Here is an 18,303-nt window from a genome sequence, read left to right as displayed (position 1 = left end):
CTGGCATCAGACGCCTACTTTTTCGCGGCGGCCTCTTGCTGGAAGGCGCGTGTCTGCCGGGCCAGGCTGTCCCGCCATTCCTCGCCCGGCTGAAAGGCCAGCACTGCCGAGTCGCGTCCCGATGCGGCCAGAAAGGCGGGGTCCTTGAGGGTGTCCTGGAGCGCCTGCTCCAGCTTGTCGCGGATGGCGTCCGGCAAGGTCGCCGGGCCGCCCATGCCGCGCTCGGACGAATATCGCAGCGCCACCCCGGATTCCACCGCGGTGGGGATGGCGTTGTGGCGCTTGTCGCTGGCGATGGCGATGGCCTCGAAAGGGCCTTTGGGGTCGATCAGTTCCGGGACCTCGCTCACGGTGATCAGGCCGTAGTCGATGTGATCGCCCAGGATCCCCAGGCGGATGTCGCCGCCGCCTTTGAAAGGCACGCTGGTGCCTCGCACGCTCTGGCTGCGCTCCATGTCCATCAGGGCCAGATGTCCGGTGGTGCCGTCGCCGCTATGGCCGAAGGACAGGGATTCGGGCGACTGCTTCAGCTTTTTGACGAGCGCCGGCAGGTCGTCCGGCGCGTTGGACCCGCGGCGCTTGATGAAGAGCAGCGGGTCGTCGACCAGACGGGCGATCAGCCGGATGTCTTCGGGCTTGTATTTCGCGCCCTTGCTGACGGGCAGGTACACGAAGCCCGGCGCATTGATCATGCCCAGCGTGTAGCCGTCGGGTTTGGCCGCCGCGACGTAGCGCACGGCGATCTCGCCGCCGGCCCCGGGCTTGTTGATGACGATGATCCGGGTCTTCTCGCCCAGGCGCTTTTCCATGTGCTGGGCCACCAGCCGCGCCATCACGTCCGTGCCGCCGCCAGGCGCAAATCCCACCACCAGTTCGATCGGACGGTCGTCCGGCCAGGCGGCATGCGCCGCGCCGGCCGCCAGGGCCATCGCCCCGGCCAACAGAATCCGCTGAAATGCGTTTGCTTTCATGCTTGTCTCCTTGATTGGCTGCAATGCGCCCTTGCGCGTCAATTGACCTGGATGCCTGCGGATTGGATGAGTTGGCGGTAGCGGTCCAGTTCCTCTGCCCAGAACGCCGTGAACGCCGCGGGCGTGCTTTGGCGCAATTCGGCCCCCATGGCGATCAGCCGTTGCGAATAGGCGGGATCGGACATCACGGCGTTCAGGGCGCTGCTCAGCTTGTCCACGATGGGCGCGGGCGTGCCGGCCGGCGCCGCCAGGCCGAACCACGTGGTCAGTTGCATGCCCGCCATGCCCAATTCCTCGAACGTGGGCACATCGGGAATGGCCTTGAGCCGCGTGTCGGCGGCAACGGCCAACGCGCGGACGCGCTGGCTCTGGATGTGGCCAATCGCGCCGTTGTCGAACATGTAGTCCAGCCGTCCGCCCATCAGGTCGGTCAGGGCGGGGTTGTTGCCCTTGTACGGCACATGCGTGACCTCGATCTTGTTGATGGCGCGAAACAGTTCGCCGGACAGATGCCCCGAGTTGCCGGTGCCGCCGGACCCGTAGGTCAGTTTGCCGGGTTGCTTGCGCGCCGCCGCCACGATGTCGGCCGGACGCTTGAACGGCGAGTTCTCGGGGACGATGAGCACGCTGGGCACCAGCGCGACTTCACCGATCGGCGTGAAGTCCTTGATCGGGTCGAAATGCACCTTGGCATACAGGTTGGGCGCCGAGACGTTGGCCGAGCTGCTGGCCAGCAGCAGGGTGTAGCCGTCCGGCGCGGCACGGGCGAATTGGGTGGTCGCGATGGTGCCGGAAGCGCCCGCCACGTTTTCGACCACGACCGTCGCATTCAGGCGCTTGCCCAAGGCATCGCCGAGCGAGCGGCCAATGGTGTCCGCCGAGCCGCCCGCGGGCCACGGCACGATGAGGCGTATCGGCTTGTCCGGATACGGCGCGGCCGCCATGACGGCCGCGCTGAACGCGGATGCGAGGGCGCCGCACGCCCAACGCTTGATGGGAAAGCGCATGTTTGTCTCCTTGTTGAACCCTCCCTCTTGCTCGATGGCGTATCGGGGAGGTGTGAAAAGGCGCCGCGATCAATCTGTACGAGCCTTGGCGGCCTCCTTGGGAAGATGCGCAAGGACCAGGGACAGCAGCAGGTCCTGCGAATGATTGAAGAAGTGATCCGCGCCGGGGACGACGATGATCGGATGGGAGGTGGGCCGTGCCCACGCCAGCAGCGGCTGCAACGGCGCCTGCGTGTCCGATTCGCCATGGATCAGCACCACGCCGGTGGGCAAGGGGGGCGTGTCGTAGACCCGGTCGCCCTCGACGGCGCCCACGGGCAGCCCGGCCAGGATGGCGGCGTCAGGCGCGGCGTCCTGGCCGGTCAGCGCGCGAATCGCGTGGGCCAGGGCGTAAGCGCCGAATGAAAAGCCGATGAGCGCCAGTGGCGTATCGGGGGACTCGGCTCGCACGGCATGCACGACGGCAAGGATGTCTTCGGCTTCGCCCAGGCCGTGGTCATATACGCCGGCGCTGGCGCCCACGCCCCGAAAGCTGGGCCGTATCGCAAGCCATCCGGCGTCCCGGACGCCGTGCGCCAGTCGGTGCGGGATCTTGTGGCGCGGCGTGCCGCCCAACAGCGGTTGCGGGTGCGTAACGATGGCTACCCCAACGCGCGGCGTGGCGGGGCGGTCGATCAGCAATTCCAGCGGACCGGCCGGACCGGCGATCAGCCGTGTTTCCGTCCTTGGGCCGGCGAGGAGTTCGGTATCAATCAGGTGGGACATGTCGGCCAGATAGGGCTGTCAGTTGTCCCAGATTAATCCGTTATGAAAAGGCCGAATAAATAGAATTTCGTGATGGAATTCATCACGGCGGGAGATGGCGCGGCCGGCGCGCCGCCTACTTGGCCAACCAGCGGGCGGAGGGCCAGCGTGCATTGCGCACCGCATCGCGGGCGCATTGGATCAACTCGTTCATGACGCAATGCACGGAATTGGCGATGGGACGGGTGGCGGGTTGCGCCAGCACGATGCGCCGCACCAGCAGCGGATCCACGACCGGGGCAGCGGCCAGGATTGCGCGATCCACGTCGTCGGCCACGGCGATCGAGGGCAGGATGGTGTAGCCGTGGCCGTCCAGCACCAGGCGCTTCTGCACGCTCATCGCATTGGTCTCGGCCACGATGTGCAGCTCGGTCTCTTGCGTGCGAGCGGCCTGTTCGACCAGCGAGCGCAATCCATGCGGCGCGCCCGGCAGCACAAGCGGCCGGCCGATGATGTCGGCCATGCGAACGGGCGTGCGGGTATCGAGTCCGCTGTCCGGCGGACCCACGAACCACAGGCTCTCTTCCAGCAAGGTGCGGAACTTCAGCGCGGGATTTGGCTTGGAGTCGTACAGCAGCGCGATGTCCACGTCGCCGGTCTCCAGCCACGATTGCAGGTGCCCGGCATAGCCCGCCGTCAGCCGCAGGCGGATGCCGGGATAGTGGGCCGCCACGGCGGACAGCAGCGCGCTGGACAGCATGTCTGCCGTGCTGGGCAAGAGGCCCACGGTGACGATGCCGCCCACCGTGCCGCTGGACGGCCGGATCTCGGCGCGGGCGCGGTCCAGTTCGTTCAGCGCGCGCCGCGCATAGTCCTCGAGCGTCTTGCCCGCGTCCGTCAGTTCCATGCCGAGGCGGCCGCGCGTGAAGAGCGGCGTGCCGATATCGTCTTCCAGCAGCTTCAGTTGCCGGGAAACCGCCGGCTGCACGATGTTGAGCAGGCGCGCCGCGCTGGTCACGCTGCCGGTCTCGGCCACGGTCACGAACGCCTTCAGTTGCTTCAGGTCCATCTGCGGCTCCGGGGTATGCGCAAGGGTGATGAATTCCATCACAAAATTCTATTTAGTTGGCGATTCTATAGCGACATAAGATACCTCGCAGCACTTAGCCACCGGGAAACCCACTCATGACTTCAACCACTACCGAGGCCCCTGCCTGGCAGCAAGCCGCGTTCGACGCGCTGAAAGCCGGCGGCATCCGCCAGATCGCCTACGTGCCGGACGCCGGCCATTCCTATGCCATCCGGCAGGCGCAACTAGATCCGGAAATCACCGACGTGGTCCTGACCACCGAAGAAGAGGGCGTCGCCGTCGTCAGCGGCGCGTGGCTGGGCGGCCAGCGCGCCGCGCTGCTGATGCAGAGCAGCGGCGTGGGCAATTGCGTGAACATGTTCTCGCTGCTGCGCAGCTGCAACTTTCCCTTTCTCACGCTGGTGACGATGCGGGGCGAGTACGCGGAGTTCAACCCGTGGCAGGGCCCGATGGGCAAGACGACCCAGCAGGCGCTTGAGCTGATGGGCATCACGGTGCTTCGGGCGTCGAACCCCGACGAGGTCGGAGAGATCGTCAGTGCCGCTGCCGATTCCGCATTCCTGGCCGGCGAGCAGGTAGCCGTCCTGCTGTCGCAAACCTTGATTGGACGTAAGAAGTGGGAGCGCAACTGATGTCGACCACCTTGAATGCTTCGGGCGCCGTGGACCGCCGCGCCTTCGTGTCGCAACTGATCGCGGCTTCGCCCGACGCGCTGATCGTGTCGGGCCTGGGCTCGCCGTCCTATGACGTATTCGCCGCAGGCGACCGGGACCAGAACTTCTATCTATGGGGCGCCATGGGCGGCGCCGTGGCGCTCGGCCTGGGCCTGGCGCTAGCGCAGCCGGACCGGCCCGTGCTTGTCATCACCGGCGACGGCGAACAGTTGATGGGTGTGGGCACGCTGGGCACCGTCGGCGCCAAGCAGCCCAAAAACCTGACCATCGTGGTGCTGGACAACGGCCACTTCGGCGAGACCGGCATGCAGCGCAGCCATACCAGTCTGGGAACGGACCTGGTGGCCGTGGCGCAGGGGTTCGGCATCAAGGATGCGTTTGCCGTCAGGGAAACGGGCAGGGCGGGCGAGGTCGCCGAGCGCGTGATGGCGCGGCGTGGCGTCGCCTTCGCCCAGGTGTTCATCAATCCGGACGAACCGCCGCGCGCGCTGCCCCCGCGCGACGGTGTGTACGTCAAGAACCGCTTCCGGGCCGCCCTGGGATTTTCGACGTTCTGAGCAGCGGCAGCCCCTTGGGCTGCCATGCTGCATTCAGGCCAGGAGGCTGTGATGAAGACTTACTCAATGCGGATCGCGGGCGCGCCGGCCGCCGCCATCTCGGGCGAATGGTTCGAGACGCAGAACCCCTACACCGGCGAGGCCTGGGCGCGGGTTGCCCGCGGGGCCGCGCAAGATGTCGATGTGGCGGTGCAGGCCGCCCATTTCGCTTTTTCGGAAGGACCGTGGGCGGAACTGACCGCCACCGAGCGCGGCAGGTTGCTGTATCGACTGGCTGACCTCATCGAACGCGATGCGCGCAAGCTCGCGGAAACGGAAGTCCGGGACAACGGCAAGCTGTACGCCGAGATGCTGGGACAGCTGACGTACCTGCCGCAATGGTTCCGCTACTACGGCGGCCTGGCAGACAAGATCCACGGGTCGACGCTGCCCTTGGACAAGAAGGGCTATTTCACCTATACGCGCCACGAACCGCTGGGCGTGGTGGCAGCGATCACGCCGTGGAATTCGCCCTTGCTGCTGCTGGGCTGGAAGATCGCGCCGGCGCTGGCGGCGGGTTGCACGGTGGTCGTGAAACCGTCGGAGTTCACCTCCGCATCCACGCTGGAGTTCGCGGAACTGTTCGACGAGGCGGGATTTCCGCCGGGCGTGATGAACGTGGTGACGGGCTATGGCCAGGAGGTGGGGGCCGCGCTGGTCCAGCATCCGCTGGTGCAGAAGGTCACCTTTACCGGGTCGGACCAGACGGGCCGCCTGATCAACGAGCAGGCCGCGCGGCTGCTCAAGCACACCTCGCTGGAACTGGGCGGCAAGTCGCCCAACATCGTGTTCGAGGACGCGGACCTGGAGCAGGCCGTGTTCGGCGCGATCTCGGGCATCTTCGCGGCAAGCGGGCAGACCTGCATCGCCGGCTCGCGCTTGTTGCTTCAGGACAGCATCTACGATCGCTTTGTCGAAAAGCTGCTGGCGCTGGCGGGCGCCGCACGCATGGGCGATCCGATGGATCCGGCCACGCAGGTCGGTCCGGTCACGACGCCGCCCCAATACCAAAAGGTGCTGGATTACATCCGCATCGCGCGGGACGAGGGGGCAACTCTGCTGCTGGGCGGCAAGGCCGCGCAACGGCCGGAATGCGGCAAGGGGTGGTTCGTGGAACCGACCATCTTTGGAGACGTGCGCAACGACATGCGCATCGCCCAGGAAGAGGTGTTCGGACCGGTGCTGTCCATCATCCGCTTCAAGGACGAGGCCGAGGCGCTGCGGATCGCCAATGACGTCCGCTTCGGACTGGCCGCCGCCGTGTGGACGCAGGACATCGCCCGCGCGATCCGGATGTCGGAGCGCTTGAAGGCCGGCACGGTCTGGGTCAATACGTACCGTGCGGTCAGCTTCATGGCGCCCTTTGGCGGCTACAAGGATTCGGGGCTGGGGCGCGAGAACGGCATGGACGCCGTCAAGGAGTTCCTGCAGGTCAAGAGCGTCTGGCTCAATAGCGGGGCGACCGCCAGCAATCCGTTTGTGCTGCGTTAAGCCGGCAAGGGCGGCCATGGGCCGCGCCTGCCTGGTTCCCCGATCCCGCCAGCTACGTGCCAGCCACGCGCGTCGCCTGCGCATCCGACTGGAAGATCTTGCCGAAATCGCATTGTTCCTGCGCAAGCGCTGCGATGGCGGAGATCAGGTTGCTTGGGCGGTCGCCGCGAAAGACCGCCGCGTAGGCAGCCGGCGGCAGGGCGGGCGTGACCGTCAGGATTTCCAGCGCGCCCGACTCCACCATGGGCGCGAGGAAGGTCTTGGGCAGGTAGCTGATGCCCATGCCTGAGATCGCCAGACCGATCAACGCCACCAGGCTGTTGCTCAGCACGGTCTGCTCGGGCTGCACGCCCACCGACCGAAACCACCGGTTGTAGAGCTGTCCCGTGCCGGAACGCTCGTCCTGCGTCAGCAGCCGGTGCTTGACGAGGTCTTCTACCTTGAGCCGCCGCCGCGGCGCCAGCCCCGGCTTGCACATCCACGAATTGACGACCTGGCCGACCCGGCGCGACACGAAACGCTGGTCGTCAAATACGTCCGGCACGATCATCAGGTCCACCTCGTCGGCCAGCAGCTTGTCGCGCAGGATGGCACTGGTATCGACGTGCGGCTCGATGATGACCCGGGGATAGCGCGCCTGGATCGCACTTACCAGTCTTGGCAACCAGGTCATGGCCGTCAATTCCGTGATGCCGATGCGGACGTGGCGCTCCATGACGTCCGGCCGTTGGAACTGCTCGATGGCCGCATCGCGCTGTTCCAGCAGCCGTCTGGCCAGCAGGAACATCTCTTCGCCTTTCTCCGTCAGCCGGGCCGTGCGCAACGTGCGGTCAAAGAGCGGCGTATCGAAGAGCGCTTCCAGTTCCTGCACGCGCTTGGACACCGCCGATTGCGTGGTGTGCAGCCGGTTGGCAGCGGGTGCAAACCCGCCGAGCTGAACGACCCAATACACCGCTTCGAGCTGCTTGAAAGTGATCAACGGCGCCTCCTTCGTGGCCGGGATATATCGAATTCGGGAATCTGGTTGGATTCCAATTTATCGCTTTTTTTGATTTAACGCCGCGCTCAGAATTTGTGCCTGAGGATTCGAACGCATTGGAGGCGCTCATATGTTTCTTACGGAAGAAGAGTCGGCGATGCTGACGGGCGGCAAGGGACCGGCCGTGCAAAAGGCCATGGAGATCCTGGTGGCGCTGGGCGAGAGCTTTGGCGCCAAGCGCCTGCTGCAGGTCAGCAACGTTCATATGGCGGGTTCGTCCGTCCTCGTCGCGGAGGAGGCCGGCACGCGCTTTGTCGAAGACATCAAGCGGCAGGGCGGCACGTTCGTCACCCGGGTGACGACAAACCCGACGGCGGTCGATCCGGTGCAGTGGCGCGAGATCGGCATCCCCGAGTCGGACAGCGCGCTGCAGACGCGCCTGACGGACGCCTATGCCGGCATGGGCGCCAACACCTGCAACACCTGTATTCCCTATCTGGTCGGCAACAGCCCCCGGTTCGGCGAACACATGGCGTGGGGCGAGTCGTCGGCCGTGGTGTACGCCAACTCGGTGTGCGGCGCCCGCACCAATCGCGAAGGCGGCCCCAGCGGCCTGGCCACCGCGCTGACGGGCCGCACGCCCGAGTACGGTTTTCACCTGACGGAGAACCGCTACGGAAAGCTGCTGGTCAAGGTCGAGACCACGCTCGACGACATGACCGATTACGGCACGCTGGGCTACTTTGCCGGCCGCATCGCCGGGCAGGACACGCCGGTGTTCACGGGCATTCCCTCGGACCCGACGCTGGAGCAGTTGAAGGCGCTGAGCGCCGCGCTGGCGGCTTCGGGTGCAGTGAGCATGTTCCATGCGGTTGGCGTCACACCCGAAGCGCCCACGCTTGAGGCGGCATTCGGCGGCAACACGCCCGAGAAAGTGCTGGTGTTTGACGAGGCCGAAAAGAAGAAGGCCGAGGCCGCGCTGAACAAGGAGCCGTCGGATCACGTGGATTGGATTCTGGTGGGCTGTCCGAACGCGTCGGTGCAGGAAATCCGCGAGGTGGCCGAGGCGCTGGAAGGCAAAAAGGTGCATCCGGAGGTCGCGCTGTGGGTCACCACGGCCGGCGCCATGTATGCCATGGCCGAGCGCATGGGCTACATCAAGACGATCAAGGACGCCGGCGGGACGGTCGTGCGGGAAACGTGTCCGTTCCTGGCGCGCAGCCGCGTAATTGCGCCAACCAAGGGCTATCGCACGCTGACCACCAACTCCGCCAAGATGGCGTTCTATGCGCCGGGCCAATTCGGCCTGCCCACGCATTACGGCAATCTCAATCGCGTCATGCAGGCCGCCGTCAGCGGCGTCTGGAGGTGAGCGCCATGACACAAGCCAAACGCGTCCTCACCGGGCGCAAGATCGTCAAGGGCAAGACCAGCGGCCAAGCCGTCGTGACGGGAGAGGCGATCAGCTTTAACGGCGGCGTCGACAACATGACGGGCATCGTCACCGAACCCGGACACGAGCTGGAAGGCGTGAACATCGCCGGCAAGGTGCTGGTGTTTCTGACCGGCAAGGGATCGACCGGCGGGTCCTACAAGATCTACGACATGGTCTCGCGCGGCACGGCGCCGTTGGCATTCGTGCAGGTGACGCCCGAGCCCATCACGACGATCGGCGCGATCATCGGCGCCATCCCCGTCGTGGCCGGGCTGGACGAAGACCCGACCAAGGCCATCGCCACGGGCGACTGGCTGGACGTGGATGCCGACGCAGGCACCGTTGTCGTGACACCGCAGTAGCAGTTCGCTCGCGACGTCAGCCGCATCCTTCACCGGCCTTCGGGTAGTTGCGCACACGACGCGACGCCCGGATCGGCCGCGCATCTATCAATCAAGGAGACAACCATGACTTCACGCGCAATCATCGCCCTTGCCTTGGGCGCCTGTCTTGGCGCGGGCGCCCCGGCCGCGCACGCGGCTCAGCCCGACGCGGGCGCCGACTGGCCCACCCGCAAGGCCATCACGATGATCGTTCCCTTTGCGGCCGGCGGCAGCACCGATGCGACCGCGCGGCTGCTCGCCGAACACCTGTCCCGGCAACTCAAGCAACAAGTGGTCGTGGAGAACCGCGCGGGGGCGGGCAGCAACCTGGGATCGAGCGTGGCGGCGCGCGCGACGCCCGACGGCTACACGCTGCTGCTGGCCACCAGCACGATTGCGACCAATGTGACGCTGTACAAGAACATGGGCTTCGACCTGCGCCGTGATCTGATTCCCGTCTCGCAGATCGCGTCGATACCGAATGTGCTGACCGTGAACAACAACGTGCCGGCCAAGTCGCTCACGGAGTTCATCACACTGGTTCAGAAGAAGGACGCGCCGGTGAACTACGGTTCCGCGGGCAACGGGTCGGCCTCGCATCTGTCCGGCGCGCTGTTCAACGCGATGGCCAAGGGCGACATGGTCCATGTGGCGTACAAGGGCGGGGCGCCGGCGAACGTGGACCTGATGGGCGGCCAGGTGCAGGCGGTGTTTTCGCCCCTGGTGGAAGTGCTGTCGTACCTGGAAAGCGGCAAGTTGCGCGCATTGGGCGTGACCACCCCGGAGCGCTCGCCGCGCCTGCCCGATGTGCCGGCGGTGGGTGAAGCGCTGCCCGGGTTCGATGTGTCGCTGTGGAATGGTGTGTTCGTGCCTGCCGGCACGCCGCCCGCCGTCGTCGATAAGCTCGCCCAGGCCCTGAAGTCGGTGACGCAAGACCCGGCATTCCGCAAGGTGCTGCTGGATCAGGGTTCCGCGCCCACGAGCCAGTCGCCGGCGCAGTTCAAGGCCTTTCTGGATCAGGAAATCGACAAGTGGGCCAAGCTCGTGAAGCTGTCCGGGGCGACGGTGGACTGAGGCCGGGGGCCGCCTCTCCGGGATCCAGCTGCTGCCGGCGCGCCCACGTCACAACCTGCAATAACTCCCCCGCAGCTCGGCGTTATTGTCTGGAAGATGCGTGACGCGCCCGCCCGGTCGGCTGGAACACCAGAGAGAGGCACCCCATGACTTACTCGAGCTATCACAAGAAGGACATCTTCGGCCGCCCCTTGCATGCCGAAACGCAGATGATGTCCTATGGCTACGATCCCTATCTGTCCGAGGGGGCGGTCAAGCCGCCGGTGTTTCTGACGTCCACCTTCGCGTTCCGCACGGCCGAGGACGGCGCCGCGTTCTTTGATCTGGTGTCCGGCCGCAAGCCCTTGCCGCAGGGCGAGACGGCAGGGCTGGTGTACAGCCGGTTCAATCATCCGAACCTGGAAATCGTGGAAGACCGGCTGTCGCTGCTGGACGGCTCGCAGGACGCCGCCGTGACTTCAAGCGGCATGTCCGCGATCAGCGCGGTGCTGATGGCGTTTCTGCGCCCGGGCGATCAACTGGTGCAATCCGTGCCGCTCTATGGCGGCACCGAGACGTTGATCGGCAAGATCTTTCCGGAGTGGGGCGTGGGTTCGCATCCCGTGGCGGACGGGCTGTCGCCGCGCAACATGCGCGCGGCGCTCGAAGAGGCGGCGGCCAAGGGACCGGTGAAGCTCTTTTATGTCGAGACGCCCGCCAATCCGACCAACGCGCTGTTCGATTTCGAGGCCATGAAAAACGAGCTGGATGCGTTCGAAACGCGTCACGGCTACCGGCCGATTTCGGTGTGCGACAACACCCTGCTCGGGCCGATCTTTCAGAAGCCGGCGGAACACGGGGTGGATCTGTCGGTGTATTCGCTGACCAAGTATGTCGGCGGCCACAGCGATCTGGTGGCGGGAGCTGTCACCGGCAGCAAGGAACTCATCAAGAAGGTGCGCGCCATCCGCAGCGCCTTTGGCTCGCAACTGGATCCGCATTCGTGCTGGATGATCACGCGGTCGATGGAAACGGTGGTCCTGCGCATGAAGCAGGCGGCGCGCACGGCGACTCGCGTGGCGGAGTGGCTGGCGGGCAATCCGCACGAAAAAGTGCAGGTGTTCCACCCGGAATTGATCGCGGACCGCGCCTATCAAGAGGTCTACAAGCGGCAATGCACCGGACCGGGTTCGACGTTTGCCTTCGTGCTGGAAGGCGGCCGCGAACGCGCGTTCCGCTTCATCAATGCGCTGCATCTGTTCCGCTCGGCAGTCAGCCTGGGCGGCACCGAGACGCTGGTGTGTCATCCGGCGTCGACCACGCATTCCGGGGTGCCCGCGGCAGAGCGCGATGCCGCGGGCGTATCCGAAGGCCTGATCCGGGTGTCGATCGGCCTGGAGCACGAGGAAGACCTGATCGCGGACATGGACCACGCGTTCCGCAATGGGTGACGTCAGCCGGGTTGCACCGCCCGGCGGGCACGGTTCAGCAGCACGAAGGCGGCGGTGCCCAGCAGCATGATCGTGGCGGTGGCGATCACCGCCGCGTAGCCGGTCTCGAAGGCACCGCGGGCCATCTCGGTCAGCGTGGCCGCCAGGTCCGCGGGCAGGCTTTCGGCGACGACCAGCGCCTCGTCCAGGCTGTCGCGCGCCGCGCCGGTGGCCGCCACGCCGGCGGGCACCGACAGCGACTGCGCGTACACGCCCGACAGGATCGAGCCCATCAGCGTCACGCCCAGTGCGCCGCCCAGTTCATACGAGACTTCCTCGATTGATGCGGCCATGCCCGCGCGCTCGGGCGTGGCGCTTTGCATGATGGTGCTGGAGGCGGCCGTCATGGTGGCGCCGATGCCCAGTCCCAGGACGCACAGGCTGATCATCTGCGGGATGACCGCCGCGTCGTAGGTCAGCAGGTAGCCGCCCATGCCCGCACCCGACACCAGCAGCGACAGGAAGAGCATGCGCCGGCTGCCCACGCGCCCGAGCAGCAGGCCCGCAAGCGGCCCGGCGACAAAGGCGGCCAGCGGCAGCGGCAGGATGAAGAGCGCGGACTGGATCGGCGACATGCCCAGCACCAGTTGCAAGCGCTGGCTTAACACCAGTTCCATGCCCAGCAGCGCGGCCGCGGCAAAGAGCGCGGCGGCCACGGCCGAACTGAAGGACGCGTTGCGGAAGATGGCGAAGTCGATCAGCGGATAGGGCCGCCGCCGCTGGCGGCGCACAAAGAGGGCGAGCATGGCCGCGCCCGCCGCGCAGGCCACCATCGCGTGCAGCCAGGACGGCGACGCGCGGCCCAGTTCCTTGAGCGCATACGCGCACAGGATCATGCCCGCCATCACCTGCAGCGAGCCCACCAGATCCCACGGGCGCGACGCGTCGGGCCGGCTGGCGGGGATGAACCGCCAGGCCAGCGGCAACGCCAGCAGCACGATGGGGACGTTGATGAGGAACACCGAGCCCCACCAGAAATGCTCCAGCAGCAGGCCGCCCACGACGGGGCCGAGCGCCGCGCCGCCCGAGGCGACCGAGGCCCAGACGCCGATGGCCACGGCGCGCTCGCGCTCGTCGGCAAATGCCAGGCGCAGGATGGACAGGGTGGCGGGCATCATCATCGCCGCGCCCACGCCCAGCAGCGCACGGGCCGCGATCAGGATGACCGCACCCGGCGAGTAGGCGGCGGCCAGCGACGCCGTGCCGAACACGGCAAGCCCCATCATGAAAAGGCGCTTATGGCCCAGCCGGTCGCCCAGCGTGCCCATGCCCAGCAGCAGGCCGGACACGACCAGCGCGTACACGTTCACGATCCACAACTTGGCCGACGCGGTGACGCCCAGTTCGTGGGTAAGCCGCGGCAAGGCGGTGTAAAGGACCGTCATGTCGACGACGATCAGCAGCAAGGCGCTGGACACGATGGCCAGCACGAGCCAGCGGCCGGGGGTGGCCGCGGCAACAGCGTTCGAATGAGTCCGCTGCATGTTTCTACTCCTTTTGAAGACCGCGATTCCGGGCGCGGCGTGCGCGCTCGGGATCACGGGCTGGCATTATCCATCTATATATCCGCGATAAAAAGTTGGATTGCATCTATAAAATTGATGGATTGAAAGGAGCACACCATGCAATGGACCCTGGACCAACTACGGCAATTCGTGGCGGCGGCGGATGCCGGGTCGTTCTCGGCGGCGGCGCGACGCATCGGCCGCGCCCAGTCCGCTGTCAGTACGGCGGTGGGCTTGCTGGAGGCGGATCTGGGTGTGGAACTCTTTGACCGGTCGCGCCGCAATGCGGTGCTGACGCCGGCCGGCGAGGTGATGCTGCTGGAAGCAAAAGAGTTGCTGCGCCAGGCGGGCGGGCTGTCGCAGCGGGCGCTGGCGTTTGCGGGTGGCCAGGAGGCGCGCCTTTCCATTGCGCTGGACGAGGCCTTGCCGTATCTGGTGCTGGGCGCGCTGGCGCTGGAATTGGCCGAACGCTTCCCGGCGCTTGAGCTGACGCAGTTGAACGGCACCGCGACCGAGGTTGCCGATTACGTGCGCCAGGGCCGGGCCAGCATCGCGTTCCACTTCGACCGGGGCGACCCCGGCAGCGACTTTGCGCACCGTTCGTTGGGCAACGTGGCGCAGGGGATCTTCGTGGCCTCGGGCCATCCGCTGGCTGCGCTGCCGCAGGTGACGCGCGAGGACCTGGCGCGGCACCGCCAGCTCGTCATGCAGATGGAGGGCGTGGAGGACATGGTGCTCAGTCCCACGGTGTGGCGCACCGACAGCTTCTATAGCATTGCGGGGATGGTGGCCGATGGGCTGGGCTTTGCGATCCTGCCGCTGAACATCGCGGAATACGAGAGCTTTCGCACGACGCTGACGCCGGTGCCGTGCGCCGAACTGGCGTTGCCGATGCTGTCCGTGCGTACGTTGTGGCTGCAAGGGGCCGTGTTGAACGAGACAGAGCGCTGGCTGCAGCAGCGCATGGAGCAATTGCTGCGGGCGGGATAGCGACGCGCGGCCGACAACGCGTCAGGCCAGCCGCGCCTCAGCTCAGCAGCGCCGCCACCAGATCGCTGCCTTCGTGCCGGTCCCCGCTGAAATCCAGCGCGGCCAGCACGTGTTCCAGGTGTTCGTCCATCAGGGCGCAGGCGCGATCGGCATCGCCGGCGCGCGCCGCCTCGATGAAGGCGTGGTGCTCGCGCGACGAGCAATTGGCGTCGTGGGAGCTTTGGTACAGCACGGTGATCACCGCGCTGCGCGCCGACAATTCGCGCAGCATGCCGGTCAGCACGGAATTGCCTACGGTTTCGGCAAGCAGGATGTGGAACTGGCTGAGCAACCGGTTTCTCGCCTGCACGTCGCCGCTTTCCAGGGCCTGGCGTTCTTCGGCCAGATGCGCATCGATGCGGCGGAAGTCGGCAGTCTTGGCGCAGGCGACGAATTCTCGGGCCAACGCCGCTTCCAGGATGCGGCGCACGGCGTAGACCTCGCGCGCCTCGTTCGCGTCGGGCTTGCTGACGAAGGCGCCCTTGTCCGGAACGATATTGATGAGCTTGTCCTTGGACAGCATCAGGAGCGCGGCGCGGATCTTGGTGCGGCTGACTTTGTAGACCCGCGCCAGGGCCTCTTCGCGCAGCCGGGTGCCGGGCGGAAGCTTGTGCGCCACGATGGCGGCGGACACTTCCTTGGCGATGTCGCCGGCGCTGGGGTCTGGCTGGACTTCCTGAGTCATGAGGCGCGGCAAGGGCTGCCGGTTGCGGGAAACCGTCGGGCAGCCAGTCTAACAAAAGGCGGTCGGAGCGGGAGACATTTCTTGCATACAAAATCTGTCTGCACCCGGTGTCCGGGCCGGAGCGGCCGCGCCTTGCCTGCCGCTCCTTGCCTGCCGGCCCCTGTTTTCCCGACGCCTCACCCGCTACTTGGCCATCAGCCCCAGGTTCTCGATCAGCGCCTTTTCCTTGACGAAGGTGGCCTGCGCCCACGCCTTGTAGTCCTCGCTGCTGCGGTAGGCGGGTTCCTGATTGAGCTGCTTCATCACATCCATGCTGGCCTGGTCGAACAGCGCCTTCTTGAACGCGTCATGCAGGATCTTCACGACCGCCGGGTCCATGCCCTTGGGGCCGGCCAGACCATACGGCGACGTGGACACGACCTTGTAGCCCAGCTCCTGGGCGGTCGGCACGTCGGGCCAGCGCGTGGTGCGCTTTTCGCCAAAGGTGACCAGCAGGCGCATCTTGCCGGAATCGACGAACTGGTCCCAGCCGGTGGCGTCGCTCTGCGCCATGACGTGACCGCCCAGCAGCGCCTGCTGCATGTCGGCGTTGCCCTTGAACGGCACGTGGTTGAGCTTGACGTTGGCGTTGATGGCGATTTCTTCGATGATCAGGTGCGGCGACGAGCCGATGCCGGTCGAGCCGTAATCGATCTTGCCGGGCGCCTTGCGCGCCGCCTCGATGTACTCGTTGAAGGTCTTGTACGGCGAATCCGAGCGCACCGTGAAGCCGAAGGTGTAGCCCGACAGGCCGAGAATGAAGGTGAAATCGTTGATCGGATCCCAGCTGCTTTTCTGCATGTACGGCATGCGCAGCATCGCCAGGGTGTACAGGGCGATGGTGTAGCCGTCCGGCTTGGCGGTCTTGGCCATGGTCGCGGTGCCTAGCGTGCCGCCCGCGCCCGGACGGTTTTCCACGATGACGGGCTGGCCCAGGTGTTTGGAGGCGTCCTGCGCCACGATCCGCAGGTGGCGGTCGGTGGAGCCGCCGGCCGGGAAGGGCACGATCAGGGTGATCGGTTTGGTGGGAAAGTCCGTCTGGGCACTGGCGGAAAAGGGCAAGGCGGCGCTTGCCAGGGTGAGCGTCAGAGCGGCGAGGACGGCGCGTCGCAGGGGAAGTCGGGTCATATTGTTTGTCTCCTGGTGGTTTGCCTGATGGTTGTTATGGGCAGCCAGTCAGTCGCGCAAGTCGACTTTGACGGGCAGCCGGGACAGCGCTTCGCGCAGCTGGGCTTTCAGCGGCGCGGGCGCACCGGCGCCGGCTTCTACGGCGACATCCGGTTGCGCATCGGCCAGCACGCGGAAGACGGGATCGTCTTGCGCGCGGCCAGCCGCTTGCAGGGTGCGCGCCACCACGGCCTCGACCGCCACGGCGGTCGCCAGGCGGCGCAAATCGGGTTTGTAGATCTTGCCCACGTTGGTCATCGGCATGGTGTCCAGCACGACGACGCGCTTGGGCCGCGCTGGGGCCTCGTCCACGTGCGCGGCAGCGTAGGCCAACAGTTCGGCCTCGCTCGCCTCGCTGCCTTCGGCCAGGGTGACGAAGGCGATGGGCAGCTCACCGGCGTAGGCGTCGGGGGCGCCGACCGCCGCGCAAAGCTGCACCGCCGGATGCGTGGCAAGCGCGTCCTCGATGGTCTTGGGGTCGATGTTGTGGCCGCCGCGGATGATCAGGTCCTTGGCGCGGCCCTGCAGATGCAGGCGGCCTTCGGCATCCATGAGGCCCACGTCGCCGCTGATGAGCCAGCCGTCTTCCGTGAAGGCGCGCGCGGTGTCGTCCGGGTCCAGAAAGCCGGGGATGACGTTGGGCGCCTTGATCAGCACCATGCCCGGTGTGCCGGGCGGCAGATCGCGCGCGGGCTGGCCCGCGGGCATGTCCAGGCTCGCGATGCGAATCTGCACATACGGCAGCGGAAACCCCACGCAGTTGACCGGGAATTCGCAGCCCGGGGGCGAGATCGACGTGATGCCCGCCATCTCGGTCATGCCCAGGCTTTCGCTGACGTGCAGGCCGAACAGGCGCTTGAAACGCGCGGCCAGCTCGGCGGGCAGGGGCGCGGCGCCCGTGCGGCAGTAGCGAAGGGACGAAATGTCGGCGCCGGCCAGCGGCACCTCGGCCAGCGCGGCCAGGATCGTCGGCACGCCCTGCAGCGAGGTGGCGCGGTGCTTTTCGACAAGGCGCCAGTAATTGCGCAGCACGTCGCGATTGCGCAGGAGCAGGGTGGTCGGGATGACGGTTTCCACACCGGCGGACAGCGCCGCCAGCGAAGCCGGCAGCACGCCCGCCACGTGAAAGAGCGGATAGCCGTTGATGACCACATCGTCCGGACCTGCATTTTGCAGTTGCACGGCGGCCCACGCGGAGAACACCTGGTTGGCGTGCGTATGAATGGCCAGCTTGGGCGCGCCCGTGGTGCCGCCTGTGTGGAAGTACGCCGCCACATCGGTGGCGCGGATGACGCGTTCGCTGACCAGCCGGTCCGAAGGCTGGGCCGCGCGGGCAGCGTTGAAGTCCAGTGCGAAGTCCGGCAGCGCGGGGCGTTCCGCCTCCGCTTCCTGCCACGGCGCCACGCGCAGCAGGGTCTTCAGGGTCGGCACGCGTTCGATCAGGCGCAGCGCCTTGGACCACGAGCCGCATTCCACGTCGGACCCATACGCGATCAGCGCCTTGGCGCCGGCCGTCGTCATCAGCGACGCCAGCTTGTCTTCGGTGAGCAGCGGATTAAGCGGCTGCACGATGCCCGCCGCCTCGCCGCCCCACAGGGCCAGGTGGTATTCCAGGCAGCCCGGCAGCAGCACGCCCACGGCATCGCCTTCGCGGATGCCCAGGCTGTGCAGCAGGTTGGCGGTCTGGTGGATGCCGGCCAGCAGCTCGCGGTAGGTCCAGCTGATGGCATCGTCGGCGGGGTCCGCGCTGCGCAGGAAGGTCAGCGCGCGCCGGTCACCAAAGGCGGCGGCGGAGTTGCAGAAGATCTCGTAGGTGCTTTGCACCGTAAGCGTTTCTTCCAGCGGCCGGGATTGCAGCCGCTGGACGTCCTGCGCGGTGCGTACCGGGAACGGCGCGGCGAAGGGGCGCGAGAGGGGACGGGAGAGGGCGGCGGAACGGGATTCGATCATGGCCGTGCGTCCGCG

17 protein-coding genes are annotated in these 18,303 nt (G+C 66.6%); 8 read left to right on the top strand and 9 right to left on the bottom strand.

The annotated features are described in order from the left end of the window. Positions 1-14 precede the first annotated feature (14 nt). The 4 genes from CLM73_RS15945 to CLM73_RS15930 all read right to left on the bottom strand — a co-directional run bounded on the left by CLM73_RS15945 (position 15) and on the right by CLM73_RS15930 (position 3,830). The gene (locus CLM73_RS15945; protein WP_105239258.1) at positions 15-971 is read right to left on the bottom strand and encodes a tripartite tricarboxylate transporter substrate binding protein; all 957 of its coding nucleotides are present in this window, start codon (positions 969-971) and stop codon (positions 15-17) included. A 38-nt stretch (positions 972-1,009) separates the two neighbouring features. After that, on the bottom strand, positions 1,010-1,978 hold the full coding sequence (locus CLM73_RS15940) for a Bug family tripartite tricarboxylate transporter substrate binding protein (RefSeq protein WP_105239257.1): 969 nt from the start codon (positions 1,976-1,978) through the stop codon (positions 1,010-1,012). A 69-nt stretch (positions 1,979-2,047) separates the two neighbouring features. Further along, complete coding sequence (locus tag CLM73_RS15935; protein ID WP_105239256.1) at positions 2,048-2,743, bottom strand: alpha/beta hydrolase; 696 nt, start codon at positions 2,741-2,743, stop codon at positions 2,048-2,050. A gap of 115 nt (positions 2,744-2,858) precedes the next feature. Further along, complete coding sequence (locus tag CLM73_RS15930; protein ID WP_234015646.1) at positions 2,859-3,830, bottom strand: LysR substrate-binding domain-containing protein; 972 nt, start codon at positions 3,828-3,830, stop codon at positions 2,859-2,861. Between the two features lie 77 nt (positions 3,831-3,907). Between CLM73_RS15930 and CLM73_RS15925 the strand changes: the two genes are divergently transcribed. The 3 genes from CLM73_RS15925 to CLM73_RS15915 are packed head-to-tail and all read left to right on the top strand — an operon-like array spanning position 3,908 to position 6,573. Continuing rightward, a complete protein-coding gene (locus tag CLM73_RS15925; protein ID WP_105239255.1) occupies positions 3,908-4,444 on the top strand; it encodes a phosphonopyruvate decarboxylase in 537 nt (178 codons plus the stop codon). Next, on the top strand, positions 4,444-5,043 hold the full coding sequence (locus CLM73_RS15920) for a thiamine pyrophosphate-dependent enzyme (protein WP_105239254.1): 600 nt from the start codon (positions 4,444-4,446) through the stop codon (positions 5,041-5,043). Before CLM73_RS15925 ends, CLM73_RS15920 begins: the two co-directional genes overlap by 1 nt. Before the next feature lie 51 nt (positions 5,044-5,094). Beyond that, entirely contained in the window at positions 5,095-6,573 is a 1,479-nt protein-coding gene (locus tag CLM73_RS15915; protein ID WP_105239253.1) for an aldehyde dehydrogenase, read from the top strand. Positions 6,574-6,625: 52 nt separating this feature from the next. On the opposite strand, the gene CLM73_RS15910 is transcribed toward CLM73_RS15915, so the two are convergent. Beyond that, positions 6,626-7,552 carry a LysR family transcriptional regulator gene (locus CLM73_RS15910; protein WP_325048236.1) on the bottom strand — a complete coding sequence of 309 codons (927 nt, stop codon included), beginning with the start codon at positions 7,550-7,552 and terminating at the stop codon, positions 6,626-6,628. A gap of 130 nt (positions 7,553-7,682) precedes the next feature. On the opposite strand from CLM73_RS15910, the gene CLM73_RS15905 reads away from it, so the two are divergent. The 4 genes from CLM73_RS15905 to CLM73_RS15890 all read left to right on the top strand — a co-directional run bounded on the left by CLM73_RS15905 (position 7,683) and on the right by CLM73_RS15890 (position 11,874). Further along, positions 7,683-8,924, top strand: a complete 1,242-nt coding sequence (locus CLM73_RS15905) for an aconitase X (protein ID WP_105239252.1) — start codon at positions 7,683-7,685, stop codon at positions 8,922-8,924. A gap of 5 nt (positions 8,925-8,929) precedes the next feature. Continuing rightward, positions 8,930-9,349 carry an aconitase X swivel domain-containing protein gene (locus tag CLM73_RS15900; protein ID WP_105239251.1) on the top strand — a complete coding sequence of 140 codons (420 nt, stop codon included), beginning with the start codon at positions 8,930-8,932 and terminating at the stop codon, positions 9,347-9,349. A 105-nt stretch (positions 9,350-9,454) separates the two neighbouring features. Continuing rightward, on the top strand, positions 9,455-10,444 hold the full coding sequence (locus CLM73_RS15895; protein WP_105239250.1) for a Bug family tripartite tricarboxylate transporter substrate binding protein: 990 nt from the start codon (positions 9,455-9,457) through the stop codon (positions 10,442-10,444). 146 nt (positions 10,445-10,590) lie between these two features. Then, on the top strand, positions 10,591-11,874 hold the full coding sequence (locus tag CLM73_RS15890; protein WP_105239249.1) for a cystathionine gamma-synthase family protein: 1,284 nt from the start codon (positions 10,591-10,593) through the stop codon (positions 11,872-11,874). A gap of 2 nt (positions 11,875-11,876) precedes the next feature. On the opposite strand, the gene CLM73_RS15885 is transcribed toward CLM73_RS15890, so the two are convergent. Further along, on the bottom strand, positions 11,877-13,397 hold the full coding sequence (locus CLM73_RS15885; RefSeq protein WP_105239248.1) for an MFS transporter: 1,521 nt from the start codon (positions 13,395-13,397) through the stop codon (positions 11,877-11,879). A 138-nt stretch (positions 13,398-13,535) separates the two neighbouring features. On the opposite strand from CLM73_RS15885, the gene CLM73_RS15880 reads away from it, so the two are divergent. Beyond that, complete coding sequence (locus CLM73_RS15880) at positions 13,536-14,408, top strand: LysR family transcriptional regulator (protein ID WP_105239247.1); 873 nt, start codon at positions 13,536-13,538, stop codon at positions 14,406-14,408. A gap of 37 nt (positions 14,409-14,445) precedes the next feature. On the opposite strand, the gene CLM73_RS15875 is transcribed toward CLM73_RS15880, so the two are convergent. From CLM73_RS15875 to CLM73_RS15865, 3 genes are all read right to left on the bottom strand, one after another. Further along, positions 14,446-15,132, bottom strand: a complete 687-nt coding sequence (locus CLM73_RS15875; protein WP_105239246.1) for a GntR family transcriptional regulator — start codon at positions 15,130-15,132, stop codon at positions 14,446-14,448. Between the two features lie 183 nt (positions 15,133-15,315). Next, complete coding sequence (locus tag CLM73_RS15870; RefSeq protein ID WP_056561896.1) at positions 15,316-16,299, bottom strand: tripartite tricarboxylate transporter substrate binding protein; 984 nt, start codon at positions 16,297-16,299, stop codon at positions 15,316-15,318. A 48-nt stretch (positions 16,300-16,347) separates the two neighbouring features. Next, positions 16,348-18,288 (bottom strand): acyl-CoA synthetase, encoded by a 1,941-nt coding sequence (locus tag CLM73_RS15865; protein ID WP_105239245.1) that lies wholly within the window; start codon positions 18,286-18,288, stop codon positions 16,348-16,350. Positions 18,289-18,303 lie beyond the last annotated feature (15 nt).

It is taken from the genome of Achromobacter spanius (genome assembly GCF_002966795.1).
In the GTDB taxonomy this organism is placed as follows: Bacteria; Pseudomonadota; Gammaproteobacteria; order Burkholderiales; family Burkholderiaceae_B; genus Achromobacter; species Achromobacter spanius_D.
The sequence above is the reverse complement of the archived record's forward strand: the minus strand, read 5'-3'. Positions and strand labels throughout refer to the sequence as shown.